The organism is Brachybacterium zhongshanense (genome assembly GCF_055385755.1).
Genome location: NZ_AP043790.1, coordinates 1,780,477 through 1,801,013, shown reverse-complemented (window position 1 = coordinate 1,801,013; position 20,537 = coordinate 1,780,477). Strand labels below are relative to the sequence as shown.

Below are 20,537 nucleotides of genomic sequence, written 5' to 3'. Positions count from 1 at the left end.
CGGGAGGCTCCGGTTCAGCGGGTCACCAGGATGTCGCCGACGGATGTGCGCAGGGTCATCGTGCCCGCGGCGCGGGAGCCTGCCCCGATGAGCGAGCGGTCGATGTCGACCTCGCCGAGGTCCGACTGCGCGTCGACATCCCAGAGCGAGGACCCGGGCGCCCGGACGCTCACGTCACCGGTCTCGGCAGTGATGTCGATGCCGTTCGCGGACTCCTCGGAGAGGACCAGGTCGACGTCGCCGATCGAGGAGTCCAGGGAGACGTCGCCGGAGGCGCCTCCCAGGTCCAGCTCGATCGATCCGGTGCTCGTGCTCGCGACGACTTCACCCGTCGAGGTGATCGCCCGCAGATCGATGTCGCCCACGGAGGTGGAGGCACGCAGGGAGGAGTAGGAGCCGTCGGCCTCGATCCCGCCGACGTCCGAGCTGAGATCGAGAGCGATCTCGAGGGAGTCGGGGATGATCACCAGCAGGTCGTGGGAGTCGCTGATCCAGGGGATGGGGTTCGCGTCGACGGGCTCGCTGATCGTGAGCTCGGGGGAGTCCTCGGTGCCGCTCTGACGGACCATCGCGCGGGCGGACTCATCAGGGCCCGGCAGCTCGGTCGATCCGTCCTCGACGAGAGCGACCACGACCTCCTGGGCCTCGGCGCTGCTCACCACGCGGACGTCGGCGACGTCGGCGTCGAGCGTGAGAGAGGAGGGGGCACCGAGCGGGATGGTCGCCGGGACGTCGTCGTAGCTGCGGGCGACCGCCCACGGGACGATCGTCGAGGCGGCCAGACCCAGCACCGCGATCCCGGTGACGACCAGCGAGACGATCACCGTGACGGTCCGCCAGCCGCGGCCGCCTCCCGGCTCGGGCGAGAGGCGGCGGGCGGGCTCGACATAGACTCCTCGGCGCTCCTCCCCGGAGCGCGCCGCGGTCGGCGTACCGGAGGGATCGGCCGACGGAGGGACGGGGGCGGCATGCAGTTCGGTGCTCATCATCGGTCCTCGGATTCCAGGTAGCGCAGGACGGCCATCACACGGCGGTTCTCGCCGTCCACGGGCGGGAGGTCGAGCTTGGACAGCAGGGAGGAGATGTGCTTCTCGACGCTGCCGGGAGAGACGAACAGCGTGTCGGCGATCGCCTGGTTCGAGCGGCCCTGCGCCATGAGCGCGAGCACCTCCCGCTCTCGCGGGGTCAGGGACTCGAGGGTCCGACGACGACGCGATCGCACGAAGATCTGCTGGACGACCTCGGGGTCCAGCCAGGTGCTGCCGGAGCCCACCTCGTCGACGACCTCGAGGAAGTCCTCCACGTCGGCCACGCGGTCCTTGAGCACGTACCCGAGTCCGTGCGGGGAGTCCGCGATCAGCTCGGAGGCGTAGCGCTCCTCGACGTACTGCGAGAGCACCAGGAGGGCGACGTCGGGGTCCTGGCGACGGATCAGGGCGGCGGCGCGCACCCCCTCATCGGTGAAGGTCGGGGGCATGCGCACGTCCACGACGGCGAGGTCGGGGCGATGGGTGCTGACGGCGGAGAGCAGCGCGGAGGCGTCTCCCACGGCGGCGACCACCTCGTGCCCGGACTCGGTCAGCAGACGCTCCAGGCCGGCACGGAGCAGCACGGCGTCGTCGGCGATGACGATCCTCATCGGGAGACCTCCTGGTGGTCGGGGGCTCCGGCGTCCGCAGGAGCGGGAGGACCGTCGGCAGGGCCGAGGTCCTGCGGGGTCGACGGCTGCTGGGTCGACGGCTGAGGGACACCGCTCCGAGGGAGCGTCGGCAGCGGGATGACGGCCAGCAGAGCGGTGCCGCCCCCGGCAGGGCTCGCGATCTCCAGCCTGCCTCCGGTCGCTCGGACGCGGTCGGTCAGACCTGCCAGACCGGTGGAGACGCCGTCCCGGTGCACGATCGCACCGCCGCGTCCGTCGTCCTCGACCCGCACCCGCAGAACGTCGCCGCTCTGGGCGACCAGGACGCTCGCGCGGCTCGCCTGCGCATGCCGGGCGATGTTCGTGAGCGCCTCGGCGACCACGAAGTAGGCGACGGCCTCGCGCTCGCGGTCGAGCGGGCCGGACAGCTCCACCCGGAGGTCCACGGGCACGCTCGATCGGGCGGCGATCGCCGAGAGCGCAGCGTCCAGGCCACGGTCCGTGAGCACCGCGGGATGGATGCCGCGGGCGAGCTGCCGCAGATCGGTCATGATGCCCTTCGCCTCGCCGTGCGCCTGTGAGACGAGCTCTTCGGCGCGGTCGGGGTCGCGGCGGATGGCGCCCTTGGCCATGCCCAGCGTCATCGCGAGCGCCACCAGGCGCGGCTGCACCCCGTCATGGAGGTCGCGCTCGATGCGCAGCCTCTCCTGGGCGGCGGCGTCGACGGCGCCCTGTCGGCGCTCGCTCATCTCGGCGACCTGCTCGCGCAGGTCATCCTCGGAGCCGGAGATGAGCCCCCGCGCCAGGCCGCGATCGCTGAGCCCGCCGAGCACGAGCATCAGGAGCGCGAGCACTGCGCTGAGCGCGCTGAGCGCGACCAGCGACCAGCGAGGCAGGACGACGGGTCCCAGCGCCAGCTCGCCGGCGCGCACCGCGATGTCGCCGGCGGTCCACGAGACCCAGAGCATCGAGAGGAAGAGGATGAAGAAAACACCGGCGACGAGCATGGCCAGATGATGGTGGAGCACCCCGCGCCAGAAGGCACCGGAGGTGATCTCGAGCCACAGCCCGTGCAGCCAGCCCACGAACCCGGCGCGACGGCTGCGGCGCCGTCGGGGGACGATCACCTCGATGCGGTGCACGGCCACCGCCCGTCGGCGCTCGATGCGCACGGCCGCCTGCATGAGCAGCACCCAGGGGATCAGCAGCAGCACCCCGGAGCCCAGCGCCAGGAGTCCGCCGATGCCGGCGATCAGGAGCGTCAGGCTGATCCAGAACCAGGTGAGGGACAGCAGACCCCCGGGGATGACGGCGCAGACGCCCGCGAACGACAGCCGGGACGGGACGGGCGCCGGATGTGCTCCCGGGGCCGTGCTCGGAGCCGCTGCCGGGGACGTCGGCGCCGGGGGCGGCGCGGAGCGCGGCGCGTAGGGCGGGGCGGAGGTGTCTTCCATGTCACCGACCCTAGGCGGCGGGGGAGCGACCTCCCACCCGGTCCTCCCGCCGGACCTGCGGGGGGATATCCCCCGCAGGCTGAGGTCACGACCTGGGGCGAACCGCCCGCAGGTCTCCGTGGTGATCTCCGGATGCGGTTCAATGGGTCCATGAGCAACGAGGCGAGCACTCCTTCCGAGACCCCTGCAGATCCGTCCTCCGGCGGAACCGGCCGCGCAACGCTCCGCGACGTGGCGGACTCCGTCGGCATCTCCAGCGCCGTCGCCCTCAGGGCGCTGCGCGGGACCGACGACATCCGTCCCCAGCTGGCGGGACGGGTGCGAGAGGCGGCGGAACGCATGAACTTCCCGCTCGAGGAGCTCGCCGGCGAGCACGACCATCGCGGCGTGGTCGCCGTGCTGGTCAACACGATGCGCAACACCTGGATCTCGGATCTCGTGCGGGCGATCCGCATCGAGCTGACCGCGACCGGTCGCTCCGCCGTGGTCGTCCCCACCCGACGTCGCGTGCCGGAGCATCCGGTCGCGGCCGACACCGACGCGATCGAGAACCTCGTCCATCTCGGCGTGGACGGCTTCCTGATGGTCTCCGATCCCGCCGACGTGGACGGCGTGATGACGGCGACCGGTGATCGACCGATCGTCGGCATCGGCTGCTCGAGGGACTTCATCGGCCGCATCGACACGGTCCGCATCGACGACGAGGTCGGTCAGGGTCTGCTGGTCGACCATCTGGTGAGCCTCGGACATCGGGACATCGCGCACGTCGGCGGTGTCGGCGCGGCCGTCGCCCGAGAGCGGGCCGACGCCTTCCGCCACGCCATGGAGCGCCACGGCCTGGCGGACCATGCCCGTGTCGAGCCGGGCGACTTCACCGAGCAGGTCGGGCAGACGGCAGGCAACATGCTGCTGCGCGGGAGCCAGGTCCCCACCGCTGTCACCTGCGCCAACGACGTCACCGCGATCGGCGTGCTCTCCGCCGCACGGGAGTACGGCTTCTCGGTCCCCGACCAGCTGGCCGTCGCCGGCTACGGCAACACCTCGCTGGCCGCATCCGGCATCGCGCAGATCACCAGCGTGGATCCCAACTCCGACCGGCTCGGCGCCCTCGCCGCGCAGTTCCTCGTCGAGCGCGTGTCAGGTCACGAGGAGGACGCCCGCGACGTCGCGGTCGCCCCTGAGGTCGTCGTGCGCCGTTCGAGCTCTGCCGGTCCCCGCGCCGAGGCTCCGCGCCGCAAGCGCATCTCCGTGGAGTGAGCGGGATGCCCGGGGCGTCTGCTCCCCGGCCCCGCCTGTCGTGCCCTCCCCGTCCTCCGTCCCGCCTGCGTTAGGCTCTGACCATGATCAACACCACGAACGACCCGAGCACGCCGCCCACCCAGCGGTCCATCGGCGAGCTCGTCCAGTCCATCCGCGACGAGCTGCTCGGGGTGGTCCACCACGAGATCGACATCGCCAAGAAGGAGATCACGGCGATCGCGATCAAGGTGGGCATCATCGCCGCCTGCGCCGCCGTGCTCCTGTTCCTCCTGCTGTCGGCCTGGGTGATGCTGCTGTTCGCGGCGGCCACCGGGCTCGAGCGCGCGGGCCTGCCCGACTGGGCCGCCTTCCTGATCGTGGCAGGCGTCTTCATCGTGATCTCCGCGATCGCGGGCCTGGTCGCCTACCTCGTCTCCAAGCGGATCCGCGCCCCCGAGACGACGATCGAGACCGCACAGGCCGCCGTCGGCGCCGTCCAGGGCAAGAAGCGCAGCAACGCCGTCTCCTACGACGACACCTTCGAGGAGCTCTACGGCAAGCCTGCCGGGCCTTCGGCCTGAGGACCGTTCCGTCGCGCGCGGCGACCAGCCGTCCCGCACCCGCGGCGCCTCACCGACCGTCCGCGTGTGAAGGTCCTGACCACGGCGTCCGGGGCAGTACCCTGGGACGCGTGACACTCCAACTGCACGACACCGCCACCCGCACCACTGCGCCGTTCACCCCGGTGCGCGAGGGGGCGGTGTCGCTGTATGTCTGCGGGCCGACGACCCAGGGGGCACCCCATCTGGGGCATCTGCGCACCTTCCTCGCCTTCGACGTGCTCGTGCGCTGGCTCGAGCGCAGCGGATACGAGGTCACCCATGTCCGCAACGTCACGGACATCGACGACAAGATCCTGGTGAAGTCCGCTGAGGCGGGTGCGCGATGGTGGGCCTGGTCGCTGAGGTTCGAGCGCGAGTTCCAGGACGTGCTGGACCGGGTGGGGAACCGACGCCCCAGCTACGAGCCGCGCGCCACGGGTCACGTTCCCGAGATGATCGAGCTGATGCAGCGGCTGATCGAGCGGGGGCACGCCTACGCCGACGGCGACGGCTCGGTCTACTTCGACGTCGCCTCCCTGCCGTCCTACGGCTCCCTGACCCGACAGAGCCTCGAGGACATGCAGGATGCCGGCGAGGAGATGGAACCCGGCAAGCGGGATCGGCGGGACTTCGCGCTGTGGAAGGCCGCGAAGCCGACGGAGCCGGAGACCGCCTCCTGGGACACCCCCTTCGGCCGGGGCCGGCCGGGCTGGCACCTCGAATGCTCCGCCATGAGCCGCAAGTACCTCGGCGAGACCTTCGACATCCACGCCGGCGGTCTCGATCTGCGATTCCCGCATCACGAGAACGAGCAGGCCCAGTCCCATGCCGCCGGATTCGGATTCGCGCAGCGGTGGATGCATTCCGGCGTGCTCACCGTGGACGGTCTGAAGATGGGCAAGAGCCTGGACAACTTCGTCACCGCCGCGGACGCCTTGGCCGCGCATCCCGCGCCGGTGGTCCGCCTCGCCCTGATCAGCGGCCACTACCGTGCGACCGTCGAGTACAACTCCCGCGCGATCCACGAGGCCGGTGTCGTCTGGGAGCGCTTCGTGGCCACCTCGCAGAGGGCGGCGGAGATCCTCGACGGCACGCCCGCCGCGGCGACTGCCCGGCCCGATGCCGATCTCCTCGCCGTCGAGCTGCCGGAGGCGTTCGTCGGGGCGATGGACGATGACCTCGCCGTGCCGGAGGCCTTCGCCGTGATCCATCGTGAGCAGTCCGCCCTGAACACCCTGCTGGCGGAGGCCGCGGGGGAGTCCGGTCCCGACCGCGTCGAACGGGTCGCTGCCGGGCTGGGGCGTCTGCGTGCGATGCTCGACGTCATGGGACTTGACCCGCTGGGACACCAGTGGGCGTCGGCCGAGGGGAGCGGTGCAGCGGAGCATGCTGCGCTGGAGGCTCTCGTGACCGCACAGCTGGACGCGCGGGCGACCGCTCGCGCGGAGAAGGACTGGGCCGGGGCGGACGCCATCCGCGACGCCCTGAGCGCTGCCGGGATCCGCGTCGAGGACGGGGCCGACGGCGCCCGCTGGACGCTCGCGACCGGCAGCTGAGGAGGAATCATGGCAGGGAACAGCTCTCGCCGGGGCGCAGTGCGCCGCGGCAAGAAGGGTGCCAGCACCGGATCGGGCGGCGTCCGCCGCCGTGGGCTCGAGGGCAGGGGCCCGACACCGAAGGCGGAGGACCGCCCCGCGCACAAGGCCTACCGCGGCGGCAGCGGTGGCGCGTCGGGAGGTCGGGCTCCGCGGGGTGGCCAGGAGCGCGCCCGGCGCGGCCAGGATCAGGTCGCCGGCCGCAATGCCGTGCTCGAGGCGCTGCGGGAGGACGTCCCTGCGACGCGTCTGACCGTCCTCAACGGCATCGAGGTCGATGAGCGCGTCCGCGAGATCCTGCGTCTGGCGGGCTCCCGGTCTCTGCCGATCACCGAGGCGACCCGGACGGACCTCGATCGGATGACTGACCGGGCCGTCCACCAGGGCGTCGCGCTGACGATCCCGCCGTACGACTACGCGGATGTCGAGGACCTTCTGCAGCGCGCCTCCGAGAGCTTCGAGGAGCCGCTGCTGATCGCCCTGGACGGCATCACCGATCCGAGGAACCTCGGCGCGATCCTGCGCAGCGCCGACGCATTCGGCGCTCACGGTGTGATCATCCCCGAGCGTCGCAGCGTGGGGATGACTGCGAGCGTGTGGAAGGTGGCGGCCGGAGCGGCCGGCCGCGTGCCCGTCGCGCAGGTCACCAACCTCAACCGGACCCTCGCCTCGTTGAAGACGAAGGGCGTGTTCGTCCTCGGCCTGGACGCCGACGGCGACGTCACCTCCCGGGAGCTCGAGCTCGGCGCGCAGCCTGTGGTCATCGTGGTCGGGGCCGAGGGCAAGGGCCTGTCGCGGCTCGCGCGCGAGCACAGCGACCAGGTGGTCTCCATCCCGATGGCAGGCAGGACCGAGTCCCTCAACGCGTCGGTCGCCGCTGCGATCGCTCTCTACGAGATCTCCGGGGTCCGCTCGGCGCTCGGTCGCGCGTGACATGACGGCGGCCCGGTGCGGCGAGGTCTCCGTCCCGTCCCACCGGGCCGTCGGCCCCGGCAGTGCCTGATGGTCGCCACGCCGGAGGGCAGTCGCGCCGAAGGGCCGCCACGCCGGATGCGCGCCGGCTGAGTCCGGTCCCGTCAGTCCCGGAAGATCGGCAGGGCTGACGTCTCGGTGGTGACCAGGGACTTCTCGTCGGGCCGATGGACGAGCACGGTGAGGATGTAGTCGCGCACCGTGTCATCGAGGCTGACGTCCGCCCCCTCCTTCTCGGAGAGGAACCACTTGTGCTCTAGCACCTCGTGGAAGAACTCGGGCGGCTCGAGCTTCGACCGCATCCCGCGAGGGATGGCCCGGACCACCGGCTCGTACTGCTGCTGCAGCCACTCGTGCGCGACGAACTCCTCCTCCTCGGCCTGCTGGTCGGTCACCGCCCGATAGTGATCGAGGTCGTTGAGGAGTCGCCGGGCCTGGTTCTCCTGCGCGTCGATGCCCGTCAGACGCATCAGACGTCGGGCGTGATGGCCCGCGTCGACGACCTTGGGGCGGATCGAGAGGGTGGTGCCGTCGAGGTCGGTCGTGATCTCCAGCTCACCGACGTCGAAGCCCAGCTCGTTCAGCTTCTCGATGCGAGCCGATACTCGCCAGCGCTCGTCGGTCGAGAACTGTTCGCGGGCGGTCAGCGCCGCCCACAGCTCCTCGTAGCGGCGCACCAGGTCGTCGCCGACGGCGACAGGATCAGTCTCCGGATCCAGCAGATCTCCTGCCTGGAGATCCATGAGCTCGCCGATGATGTTGGTGCGGGCGAGGTCGAGGTCATAGAGGCGCTGCCCGTCGGAGAGCTCCTCATGGAGGCTTCCGGTCTCGACGTCGACGATGTATGCGGCGAATGCGCCGGCGTCGCGGCGGAACAGCGTGTTCGACAGCGAGACGTCACCCCAGTAGAAGCCCTCGAGGTGCAGACGCACCAGCAGGACCGTGAGCGCATCCAGCAGGCGATGGGCGGTCTCCGCCTTCGAGACCTGGCTGAACACCGCACGGTAGGGGAGGGAGAACTGCAGGTGCCGGGTGATCAGGACGGCGTCCAGCTCAGTGCCGTCCGGCCGTGCACGGCCGGAGATGACGGCGAAGGGCTCGACGGCGGGGATGTCCAGACGACCCAGGACGCGCAGCATCTCGTACTCGCGGCGGGCGAGCGCGTGGTCGATCTCCTTGAGTGCGAGCACACGGCCGGAGACCCGCACGAAGCGCACGACATGGCGGGAGATGCCGCGGGGCAGGGCCGCGAGCATCTCCTCGGGCCAGTCCTCCAGCGGATGCTCCCAGGGCAGATCGAGCAGCGCCGGATCTGCACGGGACGCGGTGATCTCCAAGGGTGCCATGGCCTCATTCTCCCCTACAGGGCGGTGTGGTCGGGGGCCGACGTGCGGATGGGCACGGGTTCGTCCCGGAATCTCCTCAGGTACCGGCACAAGAGAAGCGGGCGCCCGGCCAGGTGCCGGACGCCCGCTCGCTCAGCGTGGGGATCAGTCGCCCAGGCGCTCGCCGCTCTTCGCATCGAACAGGTGCAGATGATCCTGCTTCGGGCGGAAGTGGACGGTCTCGCCCTTCACCGGGGGACGGCGGCCGTCGACACGGGCGATGAACGGCTTGGCCGTCTCGTCCGCACCGGCGCGGCGACCGTAGATGAACGCGTCCGCGCCCAGCTCCTCGACCACGTCGACCTCGATGGCGATGCCCTGGCCCTCACCGACGAGCTCGAGGTCCTCGGGACGGATGCCGACGGTCACGCTGGTCTCGTCGGTGTCCGAGAGGGTCGCGCGGTCCACGGGCAGCACGGCGCCGCCGAACTGGACACCCTGGTCGGTGAGCTTCTCCTCGAGCAGGTTCATCGCGGGGGAGCCGATGAAGCCGGCCACGAACACGTTGTTCGGGTGGTCGTACATGCGGCGCGGGGAATCGATCTGCTGCAGGACGCCGGCGTTCAGGACGGCGACGCGGTCGCCCATCGTCATGGCCTCGGTCTGATCATGCGTCACGTAGACCGTGGTGACGCCCAGCCGACGCTGCAGGGAGGCGATCTGCGTGCGGGTGGACACACGAAGCTTGGCGTCGAGGTTCGACAGCGGCTCGTCCATGAGGAACACCTGCGGGGAGCGCACGATCGCGCGGCCCATGGCGACGCGCTGGCGCTGACCGCCGGAGAGCGCCTTCGGCTTGCGGTCGAGGTACTCGGTGAGGTCGAGGATCTCGGCGGCGTCCTCGACGCGCTTGCGGATCTCCGCCTTCGGCGTGCCGGCGATCTTCAGGGCGAAGCCCATGTTGTCGGCCACCGTCATGTGCGGGTAGAGCGCGTAGTTCTGGAACACCATCGCGATGTCGCGGTCCTTCGGCGGGACGTCGGTCACGTCCCGGTCGCCGATCAGGATGCGACCTGCGTCGATCTCCTCGAGGCCGGCGAGCATGCGCAGCGAGGTGGACTTGCCGCAGCCGGAGGGGCCGACGAACACGAGGAACTCGCCGTCGCCGATCTCGATGTTCAGGCTGTCCACCGCCGGGCGCTCCTGCCCCGGGTAGATGCGCGACGCATTGTCGAATGTCACAGTTGCCATGGTGTTTCCCTTCACCGGCAGGTACGTGCCGGACGGTCCGTTGTGAAGTGTCGTTCACCGGTATGGCTGGGGGCGTTGGGGTGCTCCCTTGCACCGGCTTCGAGAAGTGTAGCCGAACTCTCACGTGTTCCGCGCCATCTGACGTCGTTCGGACAAGAAATCTCCGCGCGTCGCCGTGCAGGGCGGCATCGCCGCAGGCCGCGCGCCCTGATGGCGCTCAGGTGGTGCACGGGGCCCGAGCGAGCCCCACCGATGGATAATCTCCGGGTGGACATCTCCGAACTCACCCGCAGGATCCTGGACCGTCGAGGCGCGCCGGAGGACCCGCTGCGCATCGTGCAGGCGGGGCATCCGGCGCTGCGGCGGCGATCGGCCCCCGCCGTCGGGCGCCTCGATCCGGAGCTCCAGGCCGAGCTGATCGCAGCCATGACGGTCACGATGCGGCGCGCTCCCGGGGTGGGCCTGGCCGCACCGCAGGTCGGCATCCCGCTGCGCCTGATCGTCGTCGAGGACCGCTATGGCACCGCTCCCGGCGAGGACGCGGACGACGACCTGCTCGAGCGTCGTCCGCTTCCGCTGCGTGCGCTGCTCGATCCGCGGATCGAGCAGATGGGCACCGAGACCGTCCATGCCTGGGAGGGCTGCCTGTCCGTCGACGGATGGCAGTCGATCGTGCCGCGGTCGCGCCGAGTGCGGCTGAGGGCGCATGAGGTGCGCACGGATGCACCGGATGCAGCCCCTCGCGAGGTCGATGAGGAGCTCGTGGGCTGGACCGCCCGCATCCTCCAGCACGAGACCGATCATCTGCACGGCACCCTCTGCCACGACCGGGCGGTCCCGCGGTCCTTCATCGAGTCCTCCTACGCCCCGCACTACGCCGAGCTCTCCGACGCCGTGCGTCTGCTGGGCCTCGAGGGCGACATCGCTCGGCTGGCGCCCGGGGAGGTCGTCCTCGACACCGCCGACGAGGAGCTCGGAGCCGCCGAGGGTAGCGTGTCCCTGACCTCGACCCCCAGGAACGGAGCACACCGGTGAACCAGAGCGCCCCGACGCCCGAGACGGCGCCCGAGAGCCCGGAGCCGGTCGACGACCGCTGGCTCTCCCTGATCGACACCGCCCTGAAGGTGCAGGCCCCGCTCGCGCGCTCCTACGTGCGTCGTCTGCGGTCCAAGCATCCCGATGCCAGCCGCGAGGAGCTGCTGAGCGCGCTCCACCGGAGGTTCACCGCCCTGTCCACGCTCACCGGCGCGGGCATCGGCGGCACGGCGGCGCTGCCGGGCATCGGCACGGCCGTGGCCGTCGGCCTGACCGTCGGAGAGGGCATCTCGTTCGCCGAGAGCTGCGCCTTCCTGACTCTCGCCACGGCCGAGATCCACGAGGTCGACATGGACGACCGTGAGACGCGAAGGCTGATCCTCATGGCCGTCCTCAGCGGCGAGCGGGGCGCGGAGATCGTGGCCCGGGCGATGGGCAAGCAGGGGCTGCAGTGGAACGCGCTGCTCGGCGGCGGGGGCGGCATCGTCCCCACGTTCGTCAGCAAGCAGGTCTCGCGATACGTCCGCAAGCGCGTGATCTCGCGCAGCGGGAAGCTGTGGATGGTCCGCCTGCTGCCGTTCGGGATCGGTGCTGCCATCGGCGGCTTCGGAGCCCGCGCGATCAGCCGCACCGTGATCGAGGTGCTCGAGGACATCTTCGCGCAGGCCGAGACCATCGAAGGCGAGCTGGCCGGACAGGGCGCCGCGCTGGAGGGCTGAGGACCTCGTCCGGGTCGGACACCGATGACGGCGCGGGCCCGGAGGATCTCCTCCGGGCCCGCGCCGTCCTCATCGACGGATCGCTCCGTCCCCGCGATCAGGTGGTCTGGGTGAACTCATTGGCGTGCTCGGTGCCGACCGCGCGCTCGTACGAGCGACGGATCTCGGCCTCGGCATCGCTGCGACCTTCCCAGTGAGCGCCCTCGACGCTCTTGCCGGGCTCGAGGTCCTTGTAGACCTCGAAGAAGTGCTGGATCTCCAGACGATGGAACTCCGAGACGTCGGTGAGCTCCTGACGACGCACCTGCCGCCGGTCGCCGACGGGCACCGCCACGATCTTGTCGTCGCCCCCGGCCTCGTCCCGCATGCGGAACATGCCGAGCGCGCGGCAGCGGATCAGACAGCCGGGGAACGTGGGCTCCTCCAGCAGCACCAGGCAGTCCAGGGGGTCCCCGTCCTCGCCCAGCGTCCCTTCGATGAACCCGTAGTCGTCCGGGTAGCGCGTCGCCGTGAACAGCATCCGGTCCAGGCGGATGCGCCCGTTGTGGTGGTCCACCTCGTACTTGTTCCGATTCCCGCGAGGGATCTCGATGGTCACGTCGAATTCCACGACAGCCGCTCCGTTGCTTCCGCCCCTAGCGGGCATTGATTCTGACCTCGACACTCTATCGTGAGGGACATGGTCTCTGAGCGCATATGGCGGAACACCGCGATCGGCCTGTGCATCGCCGTCCCCGCCAGCTTCTACGTCCTCGGCGATCTGGCCGATGCCTTCCCCGGCGTCCTCACGGTGGCATCCGCGCAGGCGACCCCCGAGGCCGGGCCGCGCGCGGTCGCCGAGGACTGGGAGCGGGAGAGCGCCTCGGTGCCCACCGGGGCGACAGCCGCGGAGGTCTCCCCAGAGCTCGCCTCCGACCTGCAGGAACGCATGGATGCGCAGGCTGACCTCGATGTCGTCGGAGGCAACCTCGCCTTCTCCGTGGTCGATGCGGAGACCGGCATGGTCATCGCCGAGCGCGACGCGGACACCGCCCGGACCCCGGCCTCCACCCTCAAGCTGCTGACCGCCGCGGCGACGCTGCGTCTCTACGACGCCGACGAGACGCTCACGACGCGCGCCGTCGTGGCGGACGGGACAGTGACCCTCGTCGGCGAGGGCGACATGACTCTCACCGAGGGCGATCTCCGAGACCTCGCCCAGCAGACGGCGGAGCTCGTCGAGCAGCAGGGCGGAGGGAGCGTCTCCCTGGTGCTGGACAGCTCGCTGATCGTCGGCGGCCAGAACCCGGCCTGGGGGAACAACGGAACCGCCGGCGGGTGGGTGGCGCCGACGGCGGCCCTCGCCGTCGACGAGGGATGGCTCGACGATGAGGAGTACGGACCGAAGTCCGTCGACCCGGCCGGAGACGCCGCCGAGCTGTTCGCCGCGCTGCTCGAGGAGGCGGGTGTCGAGGTCGAGGGGGACATCTCCTCGGGAACGGCTCCGGAGGACGCCGCAGAGGCGACCGTCGAGTCCGAGCCGCTCGGCGACATCGTGCGCCGCACCCTGCAGATCTCGGACAACACCGCCGCCGAGATGCTCGCCCATCTGGTCGCTCTGCGCAGGGGCGAGCCGACGACCCCGGAAGGTGCGGCGGGCGCCGTGCGCGCCGAGATCGTCGAGCTCGGGAAGGAGCTCGGGGTCGCGCAGGACGATCTCGAGTCGATCGTCATCAACGACGGCTCAGGGCTCTCCCGAGAGGATCGGATCCCGCCGGCGCTGCTCGCGGCCGTGCTCGGGGAGGTCGCCTCGGGGAGCGTCCCTCAGCTCGAGCAGATCCTCTACGACGTCCCGATCGCGGGTCTGTCCGGCACGCTGGCCGAGCGCTTCGGTGCAGAGGGCACCGAGTCCGCGCGGGGGGTCGTCCGGGGGAAGACCGGCTACCTGGGCGGTGCTGCGACCCTCGCGGGGGTCGCTGTGATGGCTGACGGACGGACCGTCGGCTACTCGATCGTCGTGCACGGCTTCGACGGTGCCGATGCGGCGGAGGCGAGATCCGCCGTGGACGCCGTGGCCGCTCAGATCGTCGCGGCTGCGTGATGGCGGGCCCTCCCCAGGTCGTCGCCCGGGCCCGGCTCGCCGTGCGGGCGGCGCTCGCCTCGCGGCTCGAGGCGCTCGCCGACGACACCTCCTCCGGGCGGCTCTCCCCGCGTCTGGTGGTCGGCGTGAGCGGGGGATCGGACTCCCTCGCCCTGCTCGCGACGGCGCAGTGGGTCGCGCCCCGCATGGGACTCGCCGTCGAGGCGGCGATCGTCGACCACGGTCTGTCGGGGCAGTCCGCGTCCGTCGCCGAGAGGGCCCGCACCCAGGCCGAGCGCCTCGGAGCCGAAGCGATCGTCCTCACGGTGCGCGTGGACGCAGATGCCCCGGGAGGCATCGAGAACGCGGCTCGGGACGCTCGCCGCTCAGTCCTCGATGCTCGCGTCGAGGACACGGGCGCACTGGCGCTCCTGCTCGGCCACACCCTGGACGACCAGGCCGAGCAGGTGCTCATGGGGCTGGCTCGCGGAGGCGGCCCGAGGGCGCTCGCCGGTATCGCCCGAGAGCGCGACGGAGTGCTTCGGCCCTTCCTCGGCAGCGGCCGTGACGAGGCAACCGCTCTCCGTCGCGCCGACACCGAGGAGATCTGCCGCCTGCACGATCTGGAGTGGTGGCAGGACCCGATGAACGCCGACGAGACCCTTCTCCGGGCCCGTGTCCGGCATCGGGCGCTCCCGCTGCTGCGGGAGATCCTGGGCGACCACATCGACGAGAACCTCGCCCGCACCGCCGATCTGGTGCGGCCGGACGTGGAGCATCTCGATGCGGAGGCGGGGGAGCTGCTGGAGCAGCTGCGACGCGACGGTGCCGGGCGGCGCGAGGAGAGGGATCTGCTGCTGCTGGACGCGCATGCCCTCGCGGCTGCTCCGGCTCCCCTGCGCACGAGGGTGCTCCGCGATGCCACTCGTGCCGCCCGCATCGAGGCCGACGGCAGGATGGGCAGGTCGTCGGGCGGTTCCGGCAAGTCCCTGCTGCGTCGGCAGCTGCTGGCCGTCGACGGACTTCTCGTCTCATGGCATGGTCAGGCAGCGGTGAGCGTTCCGGGTAGGATCGAGGTCGCTCGCCGCGACGGCCTGCTCGTGTGGCGCCGAACGGATCCGTGAGCCGCGGCGTTCGCACCCATCTCACCCACGGAGGAGACCCGCGTGCCATCTACGCCCATCCACCCCGACGTCGAGCGCGTTCTGCTCGACGAGCGGCAGATCGCGGATCGCATCGCCGAGCTCGGCGCCGCGATCGCCGACGACTACGCGGACGAGCCGCCGATCCTGGTCGGGGTCCTCAAGGGCGCGGTGATGGTCATGGCCGATCTCGCCCGGGCGATCGATCTCCAGACGGAGATGGACTGGATGGCCGTGTCCTCCTACGGATCCGGCACCAAGTCCTCCGGCGTGGTGAGGATCCTCAAGGATCTCGGCACCGACATCACCGATCGGCATGTGCTGATCGTCGAGGATGTCATCGACTCCGGCCTGACGCTCAAGTGGCTGATCTCCAACCTGCGCTCGCGCGGGCCCCGGAGCGTCGAGATCTGTGCGCTGCTGCGCAAGCCCGAGGCGGCTCGCGTCGAGATCGACGTGCGATACGTCGGCTTCGACATACCCAACGACTTCGTGATCGGCTACGGCCTGGACTACGCCGAGCACTACCGCAACCTTCCGTACGTGGGCGTCCTCAAGCGCTCGGTCTACGAGGGCTGAGAGAGGACTGAGATGGCGGAGAACACGAGCACCCGCAAGCGTCCCCTGGTCAGCATCGCGATCTGGTCCTTGGTGGCGATCGTGCTGATCAGCATTCTCATCGGCGTCTTCAACCGTGACGGCTATCAGCAGATCGACACCCAGCAGGGTCTCGAGCTGCTCGAGGGCGGCACCGTCGAGCAGGCGAAGATCATCGACGGCAATCAGCAGCGTGTGGACCTCGTCCTCACCGAGTCCTACGTCGTCGACGACACCGACAAGGGCACCAGGGTCAGCTTCTCCTACGTGACCGCCCGGTCCGACGACGTGGTCGCTGCGGTCTCCGCCGCAGAGCCGGCTCAGGGCTACACGGATGAGATGGTCGGCAGCTCCTGGTGGTCGACGCTGCTGGTCTCCTTCCTGCCGCTGCTGATCTTCATCGGCCTGTTCTGGTTCCTCATCATGAACGCGCAGGGCGGCGGCAAGGCCATGCAGTTCGGCAAGTCCAAGGCCAAGCTGTTCAGCAAGGAGGCCCCCAAGGTCACCTTCGCCGACGTCGCCGGAGCCGAGGAGGCAGTCGAGGAGCTCGACGAGATCAAGCAGTTCCTCGTCGCGCCCGAGAAGTACCAGGCCGTCGGAGCGAAGATCCCCAAGGGCGTGCTCCTGTACGGCCCTCCCGGCACGGGCAAGACCCTGCTGGCGCGCGCCGTCGCAGGCGAGGCCAACGTGCCCTTCTACTCGATCTCCGGCTCCGACTTCGTCGAGATGTTCGTCGGCGTCGGCGCGAGCCGCGTCCGCGACCTCTTCTCCACCGCCAAGGAGAACGCCCCCGCGATCATCTTCATCGATGAGATCGACGCCGTCGGCCGCCATCGCGGCGCCGGCATGGGCGGCGGTCACGATGAGCGCGAGCAGACCCTGAACCAGATGCTCGTGGAGATGGACGGGTTCGACGAGAACCAGAACGTCATCCTCATCGCCGCCACCAACCGCGTGGACATCCTCGACCCCGCTCTGCTGCGTCCGGGCCGCTTCGATCGCCAGATCGCCGTGGAGGCCCCGGACCTCAAGGGACGCCTGCACATCCTGACGGTGCACGCCAAGGGCAAGCCGCTCGCGCACGACGTCGACCTCGAGGCCGTCGCGCGGCGCACCATCGGCATGTCCGGCGCGGATCTCGCCAACGTGCTCAACGAGGCGGCGCTGCTCACCGCGCGCAGCGGGAACCAGATCATCGACAACCGTGCCCTCGACGAGGCCATCGATCGCGTCTCCATGGGGCCGCAGCGGTACTCCAAGGTCATGACCGATCGCGAGCGCCAGATGACCGCATACCACGAGGGCGGGCATGCCCTGGTGGCAGCGGCGCTGAACAACTCCGCTCCCGTCACGAAGGTGACGATCCTTCCCCGCGGCCGTGCCGGCGGCTACACGATGGTGGTGCCGACCCAGGACCGCAATTACCAGTCCCGCAATGAGCTGCTGGACCGCCTCGCCTATGCGATGGGCGGCTACGCCGTGGAGGAGAGCATCTTCCACGACGTCACGACAGGGCCCAGCTCCGATCTGCAGAACGCGACGAAGATCGCGCGGACGATGGTCATGCAGCTGGGAATGAGCGATGCCGTTGGCCAGGTCGCGCTCTCCGGTGACCAGGACGAGGTCTTCGTGGGCATGCAGCAGGGGCAGGGCCCGCAGTTCAGCGCCGAGACCGCCTCCCTGATCGACCAGGAGGTCCGACGCCTGCTCGAGAACGCCCTGGACGAGGCCTGGGCGGTGATCGTGGACAATCGCCATGTGCTGGACCGTCTGGTCGAGCAGCTGCTCGAGAAGGAGACCCTGAACGAGCACGAGCTCGCCGAGGTCTTCAAGGATGTGCGCAAGCGTCCGCTGCGCGAGGTCTGGCAGTCCAGCGATCAGCGTCCCGTCCTGGAGGCCCCGCGGGTCGGCGGTCAGACCACTGCGACCGGTGCCGAGTCGCAGGACGCGGGCGAGCCGGTGCATCCGGGCGCCCCGGAGCTTCCGCACCCGGGCGGTGAGGGCCCTGACATCCCCGGCGCCCCCTGGCATGACGGCTCCGATCGCGACCAGAGGACGGAGGGCTGAGCATGCCGGTGGACCAGCCGCGGGTCGCCGCCGCTGTGAGGGAGATCCTCGCCGCAGTCGGCGAGGACCCGGATCGCGACGGCCTTCAGGAGACCCCCGCGAGGGTCGCCCGCATGTACGCCGAGGTGTTCCAGGGCCTGGACCAGGACGCCGACGAGCCGCTCGCGACGACCTTCGAGATCGATCACCAGGAGCTCGTCCTGGTGCGCGACATCCGGTTCCACTCGATGTGCGAGCATCATCTGCTGCCGTTCATGGGAGTCGCCCACGTCGGCTACATCCCCGGCCGGGGAAAGGTCACAGGGCTGAGCAAGCTGGCCCGCCTCGTGCACGTGTATGCGAAGCGACCGCAGGTCCAGGAGCGCATCACCAGTCAGGTCGCCGATGCCCTCATGGAGCAGATCGACGCGGCGGGCGCGATCGTCGTCGTCGAGGCCGAGCACATGTGCATGTCCATGCGCGGTGTGCGGGCCGAAGGCGCCCGCACCGTCACCTCGGCGGTGCGGGGCATGCTCCGAGAGAGCTCGAGCACCCGCGCCGAGGCGATGAGCCTCATCAACAGGGGGTGAGTTCGATGGGTCAGCGCCGGCCCCAGGGACTGCCCGAGCATCTCGATCGGGACGACACCCTCGTGATGGGGGTGCTGAACGTCACGCCCGACTCCTTCTCGGACGGCGGGCAGCACGATCGCGCGCCGGAGGCGATCGCGCACGGACGGCTGCTGGTCTCCCAGGGAGCCGACATCGTCGACGTCGGCGGAGAGTCCACCCGTCCGGGCGCACCCCGTGTCGACGAGGACGAGGAGATGCGACGAGTGATCCCCGTGGTCGAAGCGCTCGCCGCCGAGGACGTCGTCGTCAGTGTGGACACCATGAGGGCATCGGTCGCAGTGGCCAGCATCCGGGCCGGCGCGATGATCGTCAACGACGTCTCCGCGGGCCGCGCCGACCAGGACATGGGCACCGAGGTCGCACGGCTGCGCACTCGCCTGGGCACTCCGCCGGTCTTCATCGCGATGCACTGGCGCGGCCACAGCGACGTCATGAACGAGCTGGCCGTGTACGACGACGTCGCGCATGAGAGCGCCGATGAGCTCGAGGAGCGCCTGCGCGCGCTGCGCGAAGCCGGTGTCGAGGATCGCTTCCTCGTGGTCGACCCCGGGCTCGGCTTCTCCAAGACCGGAGAGCAGAACTGGGAGCTGCTGGCGAACTGGGAACCGATCGCCGAGCACGGGCTCCCGATCCTGATCGGCGCCTCGCGGAAGCGCTTCGTCTCCGCTCTCGGCGTCGACCGCGACGCCGCCACAGCCGCCATCAGCGAGTACTCCGCACAGCGCGGAGCGTGGGCGGTGCGCGTTCACTCGGTCCCGCCCACTCTCGCCGCCGTCCGTGTCGGCGACCGCCTCCGAAGGAGCCGACGCCCATGATCCGCTCGACCTCCAGCGCACCGGACCGCATCGAGGTCATCGGGATCCGCGAGTGGGGGCACCACGGCGTGCTCGAGCAGGAGAAGCAGATCGGCCAGCAGTTCTCGGTCGATGCGGTCCTGCATCTGTCCACCGCCGCCGCCGGACGCTCCGACGCCCTCTCGCGCACCGTCAACTACGCCCAGGTCGCCGCCGAGATCCGCGAGGAGATCGCCGGTGGCCCTCACGACCTCGTCGAGACGCTTGCCGAGCGGATCGCCGAGCGGATCCTGTCCGGCGTCGGGCATCCGACGGTGCGGCGCATCGAGGTCGTCGTCCACAAGCCGTCCGCACCCGTCGGGCTCCCTGTCGGTGACGTGCGCGTGCGCGTGGTCCGCGATGCCGCGCCTGTCGAGGCCGTGCTGGCCCTGGGTACCAACCTGGGCGATCGCGAGAGTCACCTCGAGCGGGCGCTGGAGATCATCTCGCAGGCCGATGGGATCGATCTCGAGTGGACCGGCCCCGTTCTCGAGACCGAGCCCGTCGGCGGGCCCGACGATCAGGGAGCATTCCTGAACTCGGTGATCGGTGTGCGCACCGTGCTCGCGCCTTTCGCCCTGCTCGAGGTCTGCCACCGCGCCGAGCGCGACGCGCGACGGGAGCGCCTGGTGCGCTGGGGACCGCGGACCCTCGACGTCGACGTCATCGTCTACGGCGAGGTCGTCTCCGACGATCCGGATCTCACGCTCCCGCATCCGCGCGCCCACGAGCGCGCCTTCGTCCTGGGCCCATGGCATGCCGCCCGTCCCGGTGCCGAGCTCGACGGGCATGGCACCGTGGGAGCCCTGCTGGAACGTGCCGCCGACCGGGACGGACTGCGTCCCGGCCCGAGGATCGCAGGATTCGACCGGCCATGAAGCCGCTGAACATCCCGGTGCTGGTGCTGGTCGCCGTGATCAGCGCCGGCCTCGGCGCGCAGCTGCTGGCGCTGATCGCCTCACGCGGGCTCGTCCTGCCGCTCGGCGGCTGGCTGACGTCGCTCGTGCTCCTGGCGATGATCGGAGTCCTCCTGGCGCGGGGAATCCCGCTGCGCCGCTACATGCTGGAGTCCGCTGAGCGGGAGAGGACGCCCACCCTCGCGCCGCGTCGCCATCAGATCGACATGCCCACGGCCTTCCGCACGGTGCTGCTCGCCCGCGCCTGCGCCTGCACCGGCGCCGTCGTCGGCGGGATCTTCTCGGGCCAGACGCTCTATCTGATCGGATCCGGCATCGGAGACCTCGTCACCGGCGTGCTGCCGACCGCTGGTGCCGCCATCTGCGGCGTGGCTCTGGGAGTGCTCGGCGTGGTCGTCGAGCACTGGGGCACCCTGCCGCCGCAGGACGGCCAGGGCGAACCCGGGCACGAGGAGGCCGGCGCGGAGTCGTGAGGGGGCG

Annotated in this window: 20 protein-coding genes; 14 read left to right on the top strand and 6 right to left on the bottom strand. The window is 70.5% G+C overall.

The annotated features are described in order from the left end of the window. Positions 1-14: 14 nt before the first annotated feature. From ACZ5AJ_RS08150 to ACZ5AJ_RS08140, 3 genes are read right to left on the bottom strand one after another with little or no spacing between them, the layout of a single operon-like run. Positions 15-986: a DUF4097 family beta strand repeat-containing protein gene (locus ACZ5AJ_RS08150; RefSeq protein WP_464138616.1), complete on the bottom strand. Its 972-nt coding sequence runs from the start codon at positions 984-986 to the stop codon at positions 15-17. Further along, entirely contained in the window at positions 986-1,639 is a 654-nt protein-coding gene (locus tag ACZ5AJ_RS08145; protein ID WP_464138615.1) for a LuxR C-terminal-related transcriptional regulator, read from the bottom strand. Before ACZ5AJ_RS08145 ends, ACZ5AJ_RS08150 begins: the two co-directional genes overlap by 1 nt. Continuing rightward, complete coding sequence (locus tag ACZ5AJ_RS08140; RefSeq protein ID WP_464138613.1) at positions 1,636-3,093, bottom strand: sensor histidine kinase; 1,458 nt, start codon at positions 3,091-3,093, stop codon at positions 1,636-1,638. Before ACZ5AJ_RS08140 ends, ACZ5AJ_RS08145 begins: the two co-directional genes overlap by 4 nt. A 150-nt stretch (positions 3,094-3,243) precedes the next feature. Between ACZ5AJ_RS08140 and ACZ5AJ_RS08135 the strand changes: the two genes are divergently transcribed. The 4 genes from ACZ5AJ_RS08135 to rlmB all read left to right on the top strand — a co-directional run bounded on the left by ACZ5AJ_RS08135 (position 3,244) and on the right by rlmB (position 7,462). Continuing rightward, positions 3,244-4,350 carry a LacI family DNA-binding transcriptional regulator gene (locus tag ACZ5AJ_RS08135; RefSeq protein WP_464138612.1) on the top strand — a complete coding sequence of 369 codons (1,107 nt, stop codon included), beginning with the start codon at positions 3,244-3,246 and terminating at the stop codon, positions 4,348-4,350. A gap of 83 nt (positions 4,351-4,433) precedes the next feature. Beyond that, positions 4,434-4,913: a phage holin family protein gene (locus ACZ5AJ_RS08130; RefSeq protein ID WP_464138611.1), complete on the top strand. Its 480-nt coding sequence runs from the start codon at positions 4,434-4,436 to the stop codon at positions 4,911-4,913. Positions 4,914-5,023: 110 nt separating this feature from the next. Next, on the top strand, positions 5,024-6,490 hold the full coding sequence (gene cysS / locus ACZ5AJ_RS08125) for a cysteine--tRNA ligase (RefSeq protein ID WP_464138609.1): 1,467 nt from the start codon (positions 5,024-5,026) through the stop codon (positions 6,488-6,490). Between the two features lie 9 nt (positions 6,491-6,499). Next, positions 6,500-7,462 carry a 23S rRNA (guanosine(2251)-2'-O)-methyltransferase RlmB gene (gene rlmB / locus ACZ5AJ_RS08120; RefSeq protein ID WP_464138608.1) on the top strand — a complete coding sequence of 321 codons (963 nt, stop codon included), beginning with the start codon at positions 6,500-6,502 and terminating at the stop codon, positions 7,460-7,462. Positions 7,463-7,605: 143 nt separating this feature from the next. Here rlmB and ACZ5AJ_RS08115 read toward each other — a convergent pair whose 3' ends face one another. Together ACZ5AJ_RS08115 and ACZ5AJ_RS08110 are read right to left on the bottom strand one after the other, a co-directional pair. Next, on the bottom strand, positions 7,606-8,847 hold the full coding sequence (locus ACZ5AJ_RS08115; protein ID WP_464138607.1) for a DUF4032 domain-containing protein: 1,242 nt from the start codon (positions 8,845-8,847) through the stop codon (positions 7,606-7,608). Positions 8,848-8,991: 144 nt separating this feature from the next. Beyond that, on the bottom strand, positions 8,992-10,077 hold the full coding sequence (locus ACZ5AJ_RS08110; protein ID WP_464138606.1) for an ABC transporter ATP-binding protein: 1,086 nt from the start codon (positions 10,075-10,077) through the stop codon (positions 8,992-8,994). A gap of 267 nt (positions 10,078-10,344) precedes the next feature. Here ACZ5AJ_RS08110 and ACZ5AJ_RS08105 point away from each other — a divergent pair, with 267 nt between their 5' ends. Further along, positions 10,345-11,112: a peptide deformylase gene (locus ACZ5AJ_RS08105; protein WP_464138604.1), complete on the top strand. Its 768-nt coding sequence runs from the start codon at positions 10,345-10,347 to the stop codon at positions 11,110-11,112. Continuing rightward, positions 11,109-11,831, top strand: a complete 723-nt coding sequence (locus ACZ5AJ_RS08100; RefSeq protein ID WP_464138603.1) for a hypothetical protein — start codon at positions 11,109-11,111, stop codon at positions 11,829-11,831. The genes ACZ5AJ_RS08105 and ACZ5AJ_RS08100 overlap by 4 nt, the downstream gene beginning before the upstream one ends. Before the next feature lie 97 nt (positions 11,832-11,928). Here the strand turns inward: ACZ5AJ_RS08100 and ACZ5AJ_RS08095 are convergent, their stop codons facing one another. Next, entirely contained in the window at positions 11,929-12,441 is a 513-nt protein-coding gene (locus ACZ5AJ_RS08095; protein ID WP_464138602.1) for an inorganic diphosphatase, read from the bottom strand. 69 nt (positions 12,442-12,510) lie between these two features. On the opposite strand from ACZ5AJ_RS08095, the gene ACZ5AJ_RS08090 reads away from it, so the two are divergent. Genes ACZ5AJ_RS08090 through ACZ5AJ_RS08055 form a run of 8 tightly spaced genes read left to right on the top strand, consistent with a single transcriptional unit; the run spans position 12,511 to position 20,530 of the window. Then, a complete protein-coding gene (locus tag ACZ5AJ_RS08090; RefSeq protein WP_464138600.1) occupies positions 12,511-13,911 on the top strand; it encodes a D-alanyl-D-alanine carboxypeptidase/D-alanyl-D-alanine-endopeptidase in 1,401 nt (466 codons plus the stop codon). Next, entirely contained in the window at positions 13,911-15,014 is a 1,104-nt protein-coding gene (gene tilS, locus ACZ5AJ_RS08085; RefSeq protein ID WP_464138599.1) for a tRNA lysidine(34) synthetase TilS, read from the top strand. Before ACZ5AJ_RS08090 ends, tilS begins: the two co-directional genes overlap by 1 nt. Positions 15,015-15,056: 42 nt before the next feature. Beyond that, positions 15,057-15,611, top strand: coding sequence for a hypoxanthine phosphoribosyltransferase (gene hpt / locus ACZ5AJ_RS08080; protein WP_464138598.1), 555 nt, complete (start codon positions 15,057-15,059; stop codon positions 15,609-15,611). Positions 15,612-15,623: 12 nt separating this feature from the next. After that, complete coding sequence (gene ftsH / locus ACZ5AJ_RS08075) at positions 15,624-17,696, top strand: ATP-dependent zinc metalloprotease FtsH (RefSeq protein ID WP_464138596.1); 2,073 nt, start codon at positions 15,624-15,626, stop codon at positions 17,694-17,696. Between the two features lie 2 nt (positions 17,697-17,698). Then, entirely contained in the window at positions 17,699-18,265 is a 567-nt protein-coding gene (folE, locus tag ACZ5AJ_RS08070; RefSeq protein ID WP_464138595.1) for a GTP cyclohydrolase I FolE, read from the top strand. A 5-nt stretch (positions 18,266-18,270) separates the two neighbouring features. Further along, a complete protein-coding gene (gene folP / locus ACZ5AJ_RS08065; RefSeq protein WP_464138594.1) occupies positions 18,271-19,122 on the top strand; it encodes a dihydropteroate synthase in 852 nt (283 codons plus the stop codon). Beyond that, a complete protein-coding gene (gene folK / locus ACZ5AJ_RS08060) occupies positions 19,119-20,018 on the top strand; it encodes a 2-amino-4-hydroxy-6-hydroxymethyldihydropteridine diphosphokinase (RefSeq protein ID WP_464138592.1) in 900 nt (299 codons plus the stop codon). The genes folP and folK overlap by 4 nt, the downstream gene beginning before the upstream one ends. Further along, positions 20,015-20,530 carry a DUF3180 domain-containing protein gene (locus tag ACZ5AJ_RS08055; protein ID WP_464138591.1) on the top strand — a complete coding sequence of 172 codons (516 nt, stop codon included), beginning with the start codon at positions 20,015-20,017 and terminating at the stop codon, positions 20,528-20,530. Before folK ends, ACZ5AJ_RS08055 begins: the two co-directional genes overlap by 4 nt. Positions 20,531-20,537: the final 7 nt, after the last annotated feature.